Genomic DNA, 6,183 nt, shown 5'->3' with positions numbered 1-6,183 from the left:
GGGTCTTCGGACGCGAGGCGGCGGGGGCGGCGGTCAGCGGCTCGGAGGGGACGGGCGTGGCGTCCGGCTCCACGCGGAAGTGCCGCAGGAGCCTGCGGGCCAGGTTGGGCTGGATGACGGTGCCGCCCGCGCGGACCTCCTTGATGGCCTCGATGATCTTGTCGACCGGAGAGCCCTTGAGCATGTAGCCGGAGGCGCCCGCCTTCACGGCCTCCAGCACTTTGTCCTCCTCGTCGAAGATGGTGAAGATGAGGATCTCCATCTTCGGGTAGACGGCCTTGATCTCCCGCGTGACGTCGATGCCGCTCATGCGCGGCAGGCCGAGGTCGAGCAGCAGCACGTCCGGCATCAGCCGGGGCACGTCCTCCAGCGCGGCCTCACCCGACAGCGCGGTGCCGACGATGTCGATCTCCGGGTGACCCTCGAACAGGCGCAGCTGGTTCTTGAGGATCTTGGTCTGGTCCTCGACGACGAACACGCGGATGGGCGGCTGCGCGGGAGTGGAGGGAGGCTGCGGGGCGTCCACGGGGGCTCCGGTCATGTCGGGGGGCAGGGAAGGGAGAAGGCCACCTGGGCGCCCGAGCCGGGTGACGAATCGACGATGAGCTGACCACCGAGCTTCATGGCGCGCTCGCGCATGTTGAGCAGGCCGTAGTGGCCCCGCGGCGTGTGCTTCGGGTCGAAGCCCTTGCCGTCGTCCTGGACGATGAGGTGCACGCGGTCCTCGCCGTAGTCGAGCTTCACCTGCACGAGCTTCGGCTCCGCGTGCTTCACCGCGTTGGAGAGGCACTCCTGGAGGATTCGGAAGAGGGCCAATTGCACGTCGGGCGACAGCTTGCGCTGCGCGCCCGTGCGCTCGAAGCGGATGGGCAGGCCCGTGCGCTCCTGGAACGTCTTGGCGTAGTCCTCCAGGCCCTGCGACAGCTCGAAGTCCTCGCGCATCATCCGCAGGTTGCGCCGCAGCTCGTCGATGGACTCCTCCGCGGAGGCCTTCAGCTCGCGGATCTCCTCGCGCAGCCCGTCCTCGCGCGCGAGGTTCAGGATGTACTCGGCCTGGATGATCATCGAGGAGAGCGACGCGCCCAGGCCGTCGTGGATCTCCCGGGCCAGGCGGTTGCGCTCCTCGACGACGGCCAGCTCCTTGAGGTCCCCCTGGAGCGCCACGACCTCGCGGTGGGCCGCGGCCTCGCGCTCGTTCAGGTACACGAGCACGTAGACAATGATGAAGTTGAGCGCCAGGTACCAGAGCAGCGTGAGCAGCTCCACCGCCGTCACGTTGCGGTTGAGCAGCAGGTCCAGCCGCGTCGTGATTGGCAGCGCGAGCAGCGGCGGGAGGATGGCGAGCGGCTTGGGGTAGAGGATGGAGAACAGCGTGGTGAAGAGCAGCTGGGTGGCGAGCAGCGGGCTCTGCAGGCCGCCGCCCACCTGGGGCTTGGCGATGAGGACCACCAGGATGACCAGGTCCAGGCACAGCGTGGTGTACGTCACCCAGCGGCCGGCCTTGGGGTGGTCGATGACCAGCAGGTTCGCGACGCTGTAGAGCAGCATCGTGAAGTAGCCCAGGAAGGAGAGCGCTCCGGTGAGGCCGAAGTAGCCGCTCCACGTGGGCACCGCCAGGATGAGCAGCCCCAGCGTGAGGAACATCATGCGGGCGTAGAAGAGGGCGCGGGCCCGGGCGACGAACCGGTCCTGCTCCCAGGACGCGGTGGCCTGCTCGGTGGAGACGCTGTCCGTCAGCTTGCGGCGCGAGAGGACCTCGCGCACGCGCGCACGCAGGTCATTGGCCGGGGTCTCCTCGCCCAGGGCGAGATTCGAATCCATTGGGCCGGCAGCTTACGAGAGCCGCCGGGTGTGCGGGAATCCCTGGGGTGGTCCGTTCACCTTCTCGGCGAGCGAGAAGGCGGACGGGTGTCCCCGCGCGCCTTGGTCATCGGGAGGATGGCTGCATGCAGACCTTGCGGGCCTCGGGCCTGCTCCGGAAGATGAACTCCATCCGGTCCGTGGACTCGCCGGTGCGCTCGTCGAAGAGGGGCGTGCCGCCCGCGTACACCGTGCCCTCCTTGTTGCCGTACGGGTCCAGGTTCTGCTTCTTCAGCCAGCGGTCCACGCACGCCTCGAGCGCGGCGCGGCGAGACTCGGGAGCCCCCGCGTCCTTGAGGTTCGTCCCCGTGGCCGGGGTGGAGGCGTCGGGGGACTCGGCGACGAGCGTGCCGGAGTCCGTCCCGGTCTTCTCGGCGCCCGCGACGGGGGCTTCGAGGGTGGAGCCGCTGTCGACGGGCTTCGTCGCCTCGGCGGGGGCCGTGGCCTCGGCGGAGGGCTGGGTCGCGGCATCCGCGGGGCCGGCGGTCTCGCCGGTGTTCTTGTGGCACCCGAGCATGAGCAACAGGGTGGTGGAAAAGACGAGCACGCCGGTCAGGTTTTTCATATGTGTGGCAGCTGGTAGGGGCGCCTGCGCCCAACGGTCGCCTGATGCGACGCAGGGGTCCGCACGTTATTCGCATCCGCCTTCGCGGAGCAGCATTCGATGCACGGCCCAGAAGAACACCACCATCCCCGCATTCCCCACGCGTCCCGGATTGAGCGCGCGAGGGTGCTCGTCGTGGGAGCAGGCGGGCTCGGCTGCCCCGTCTCCCTGGCGCTCGCCCAGGCCGGTGTCGGCCACCTGACGCTGGCGGATCCGGACCGCGTGGACGTGACGAACCTGCCCCGACAGCTGTGGCACCGCGCCGAGGACGTGGGCCGCAACAAGGCGGAGTCCGCCGCGGCGGGGCTCGCCAGGGCGTTCCCGGGGCTGAGCACGGAGGTGCTGCCCGAGCGCGTGGACGCGGACAACGTGGAGGGCCTGTTCCGCTCGCACGACGCGGTCATCGACGCGACCGATGGCGTGGCGACGAAGTTCTTCCTCTCGGACGTGGCGGTGCTGACGGGTGTGCCGCTCGTGTATGGCGGCGTGCTGCGGATGCAGGGGCAGGCGATGCGCGTGGAGCCGGGAGGCCCGTGCCTGCGCTGCCTCTACGAAGCGCCGCCTCCGCCGGATTCCGTACCCACGTGCGCGCAGGCGGGGGTGCTCGGCTCGCTGGCGGGGCTGGTGGGCTCGGTGCAGGCGCTGCTCGTGCTGGAGCTGCTGGCGGGCGCGGCGCGGCGGGTGCCGGGTGAGACGGTGCTGCATGTACTGGACGGGCGGACGATGCTGGGGCGCGTGACGCGGGTGACTCGCGCGGAGGAGTGCCCGGGCTGTCAGGTCACCGCGGTTCCGAGCTTCCCGGACGAGGCCTCGGCATGTGCGCGATGAGTCGAAGCGGCGCTGGGGCGATGAGGCACGTGCTCGGATTCGATGCGAGGGTGAAGGCGTGTTCGAGCCCCATGCACGCGAAACGTGCTCGGGCGACGCCGCGTTCGTGCCTGGGCGGGTGGTGGTCGGCGCAGGACAGGCGTCGCGATGGAGCGACGGTATTTCGTGCTCGGCCCGGAGTGAACGGCTGCTCGAGGCGACGTTCCATGCACTCTCGTGCAGCCGGTGATGCGACGACGCCGCGGGAAGGCGCTGGCGCTCGTGCCTTCACGGAGTCGGGGGGCGTGCATGGGTGACACGACGGCGACGCTGGACATCACGCGCGAGGTCTGTCCGATGACCTACGTGCGCACGAAGCTGCGGCTGGAGTCCCTCGAGCCCGGCGCGCTGCTGGAGGTCTTCCTCCGTGGCGCCGAGCCCCTGAAGAACGTCCCCCGCAGCGCGCGGGAAGAGGGGCACGAGGTGGTGTCTCTCGAGGCTCGTGACGACGGGACGCATCGGCTGGTGCTGCGCAAGCAGGGAAGGTGAGTGGTTCATGGCGACGATTCGGATTCCCTCGACGATGCGCACGCTCACGCGCAATCAGGCGGATGTGGTGGTCCCGGGCGCCACCGTGCGCGAGGTGCTCGCGAACCTGGACGCGAGCTACCCCGGGATCGGCGCGAAGCTGCTCGACGAGCGCGGCGCCGTGCGGCGCTACGTCAACGTGTTCCTCAACGAGGACGACATCCGCGCGCTTCGCGAGCTGGACACGCCGGTGAAGGACGCGGACCGGCTCACGCTCATCCCCGCGATGGCGGGAGGGTGAGGGCGCATGGCTCTGCGTGAAGATCAGATCCAGCGCTACTCGCGGCAGATCCTCCTGCGCGACGTCGGCGGTCGAGGCCAGGAGGCGCTCCTGACGGGCTCCGCGCGTGTGGATGCCACGGGCGCCTCGGGGATGACGGCGACCGCGTACCTGGCGGGAGGCGGAACCCCGGTCGCGGGCGTGGGCTCGCTGACCCTGGGGCCGTGGGCTCCCGGCTTCCTGGTGTCGGCCGGGGACGTGGGACAGCCCGTCCCGGAGACCCTGGCCCGTGAAGTCCCCGCGCTGAACCCGGACGCCGCGAACCCCGAGCGCCGGGGCGGCCTCTTGGCAGAGCTGCCCACAGCCTGGAGCGGCGAGGCGCCCTGGGTGGCCCTCTGCGGCGACGGCGCGAGGGCCGGCGTCGTGTTCCGCGGAAGCGAGGGCTGTGTGTGGTGCTTCGGCGAGACGGTGCGGCACCTCGGCTCGCCACCGGATGGCGCGCTGGGCGTGGCGCTCGGAGCCCTGGGCGCGATGATCTTCCAGAACCTCCGCCTGGGCCTGGCCCCCTCGCTGGGAGGCCGCTGGCTGGTGCCTCCGGGCGGCCTGGAGGAGATGGAGCTGCGTCACTGCTCCCGCTGCGCCGCTCGCGCCGAGCCGTGAGCCCCTGGGTGGATCCGCGCTGGCCGGAGCCCGTGCGCGCGCAGCTACTCCGTCACCTGGAGGCGTCCTACCCGCTGGAGGGCTGTGGCGTGATCCTGGCGTCGCCCGATTCCGCCCGGGTCCTCCCCCTGCGCAACGTGTCCCCCCGGCCCGCCGTGGCCTACGCCTTCGAGCCCCAGGAGTGGTTGAAGGTGTGCCTCCAGGCGGAGTCGAACGGCGAGCGGATCACCGCCGTCTTCCACTCACATGTCGACAGCCCTCCCACCTTTTCCCCGGAAGATCGGGCCTGGGCGGCCCCGACAGGGCATCCGCTGCTACCGGGAGTTTCCTACCTCATCGCATCCGTACACCGAGGCTGTGTCACCTGCGTGTGTGAGTACGAGTGGAGCGGGGGAGAATTTCGAACGCGACAGGTTTGAATCCCGCATTGCAAGAACGAAAAAGCCGAGTCGGTGCAGGCACTTGGCTGCCCGTTACCCCTACCTGCGGAAAGGTGCGCGTGAATTGTCAAGTGCGTGGGTTTTCGTCTATAACCACGCGCATCTTCTGGATCTGCGGCGTCCCAACGCGGCGTGCAAGAAGCGCTCCGGACGCAGGGAGTTGAAAATCCTTATGGCCTCCAACACTGGATTCACCCTTTGGCTGACCGGCATGTCCGGTACGGGGAAGACCACCACTGCCGCGTACATCGCGGCGCGGCTCCGTCAGGTGGGCCGTCACGTGGAGATTCTCGACGAGGGTGAGCTCGCCGATGAGCTGTGGGCGGGGCTGGGCGACTCGAAGGACGAGCGCAATGTCATCGCGGGCCGGCTCGGCTTCGTGGCGAACGTGCTGACGCGCAACGGCGTCGCGGCGCTGGTGCCCTGCGTGAGCCCGTACAAGGCGAAGCGCGAGGAGAACCGCCGCGCCATCGGCCGCTACGTGGAGGTCTACGTCGACTGCCCCACCGAGAAGCTCATCGAGCGCGACAGCACGGGCCGCTACAAGAAGGCGCTCAACGGGGAGATCCCCAACTTCATCGGGATCACGGAGCCGTACGAGCCGCCCACGTCGCCGGAGGTCACCATCCACTCGGACGTCGAGTCGGTGGAGGACGGCGCCGCGAAGATCTTCCAGTCGCTGCTGGACCTCGGCTACATGTCCACCGAGGAGCTGAAGATCATCACGGGCAAGAAGATGAAGGCCAACCCGCTGCCGGCCAAGGGCGAGAGGGCCGAGAAGCCGGAGAAGAACGGCGGCGCGAAGGCGCGTCGCGCGGAGGAGCCGAAGCCGGCCGCCGCGACGAAGGCCAAGCCCGCGAAGGCCGACAAGGGCGCCAAGTCCCGTCCCGCCACGCGCGCGGCCCGGGTGGCCAAGCCCTCCAGCCCCGCGAAGAAGCCGGCGGCGAAGAGCAAGGCTCGCTGAGCAAGGGGGCCGACACCCGGCCCCGTCAGTGTCCATGACA

The 6,183-nt window shown here is 69.8% G+C and carries 9 protein-coding genes; 6 read left to right on the top strand and 3 right to left on the bottom strand.

From position 1 onward, the window contains the following. From FL311_RS05785 to FL311_RS05775, 3 genes are all read right to left on the bottom strand, one after another. The coding region (locus FL311_RS05785; protein WP_141323934.1) for a response regulator transcription factor at nt 1-541 on the bottom strand (541 nt) is incomplete at its 3' end. After that, complete coding sequence (locus FL311_RS05780; RefSeq protein WP_141323933.1) at nt 538-1,821, bottom strand: sensor histidine kinase; 1,284 nt, start codon at nt 1,819-1,821, stop codon at nt 538-540. The genes FL311_RS05785 and FL311_RS05780, both read right to left, overlap by 4 nt. Before the next feature lie 106 nt (nt 1,822-1,927). Next, entirely contained in the window at nt 1,928-2,425 is a 498-nt protein-coding gene (locus FL311_RS05775) for a hypothetical protein (protein WP_141323932.1), read from the bottom strand. 99 nt (nt 2,426-2,524) lie between these two features. On the opposite strand from FL311_RS05775, the gene FL311_RS05770 reads away from it, so the two are divergent. The 6 genes from FL311_RS05770 to cysC all read left to right on the top strand — a co-directional run bounded on the left by FL311_RS05770 (nt 2,525) and on the right by cysC (nt 6,143). Further along, nucleotides 2,525-3,292, top strand: coding sequence for a HesA/MoeB/ThiF family protein (locus FL311_RS05770; protein ID WP_141323931.1), 768 nt, complete (start codon nt 2,525-2,527; stop codon nt 3,290-3,292). Nucleotides 3,293-3,580: 288 nt separating this feature from the next. Next, entirely contained in the window at nt 3,581-3,820 is a 240-nt protein-coding gene (locus tag FL311_RS05765) for a sulfurtransferase TusA family protein (RefSeq protein WP_141323930.1), read from the top strand. A gap of 7 nt (nt 3,821-3,827) precedes the next feature. Continuing rightward, nucleotides 3,828-4,100: a MoaD/ThiS family protein gene (locus FL311_RS05760; protein WP_141323929.1), complete on the top strand. Its 273-nt coding sequence runs from the start codon at nt 3,828-3,830 to the stop codon at nt 4,098-4,100. A 6-nt stretch (nt 4,101-4,106) separates the two neighbouring features. Then, nucleotides 4,107-4,739 (top strand): ThiF family adenylyltransferase, encoded by a 633-nt coding sequence (locus FL311_RS05755; protein ID WP_141323928.1) that lies wholly within the window; start codon nt 4,107-4,109, stop codon nt 4,737-4,739. Beyond that, nucleotides 4,736-5,158, top strand: coding sequence for a M67 family metallopeptidase (locus tag FL311_RS05750; RefSeq protein ID WP_141323927.1), 423 nt, complete (start codon nt 4,736-4,738; stop codon nt 5,156-5,158). The genes FL311_RS05755 and FL311_RS05750 overlap by 4 nt, the downstream gene beginning before the upstream one ends. Nucleotides 5,159-5,351: 193 nt before the next feature. Next, nucleotides 5,352-6,143 (top strand): adenylyl-sulfate kinase, encoded by a 792-nt coding sequence (cysC, locus tag FL311_RS05745; RefSeq protein ID WP_141323926.1) that lies wholly within the window; start codon nt 5,352-5,354, stop codon nt 6,141-6,143. The last annotated feature ends 40 nt before the right edge of the window (nt 6,144-6,183 follow it).

This window comes from Myxococcus sp. AB025B, from assembly GCF_006518215.1.
In the GTDB taxonomy this organism is placed as follows: Bacteria; Myxococcota; Myxococcia; order Myxococcales; family Myxococcaceae; genus Myxococcus; species Myxococcus fulvus.
Note: the sequence above shows the minus strand (reverse complement) of the source record. Positions and strands in the feature narration are given on the sequence as shown.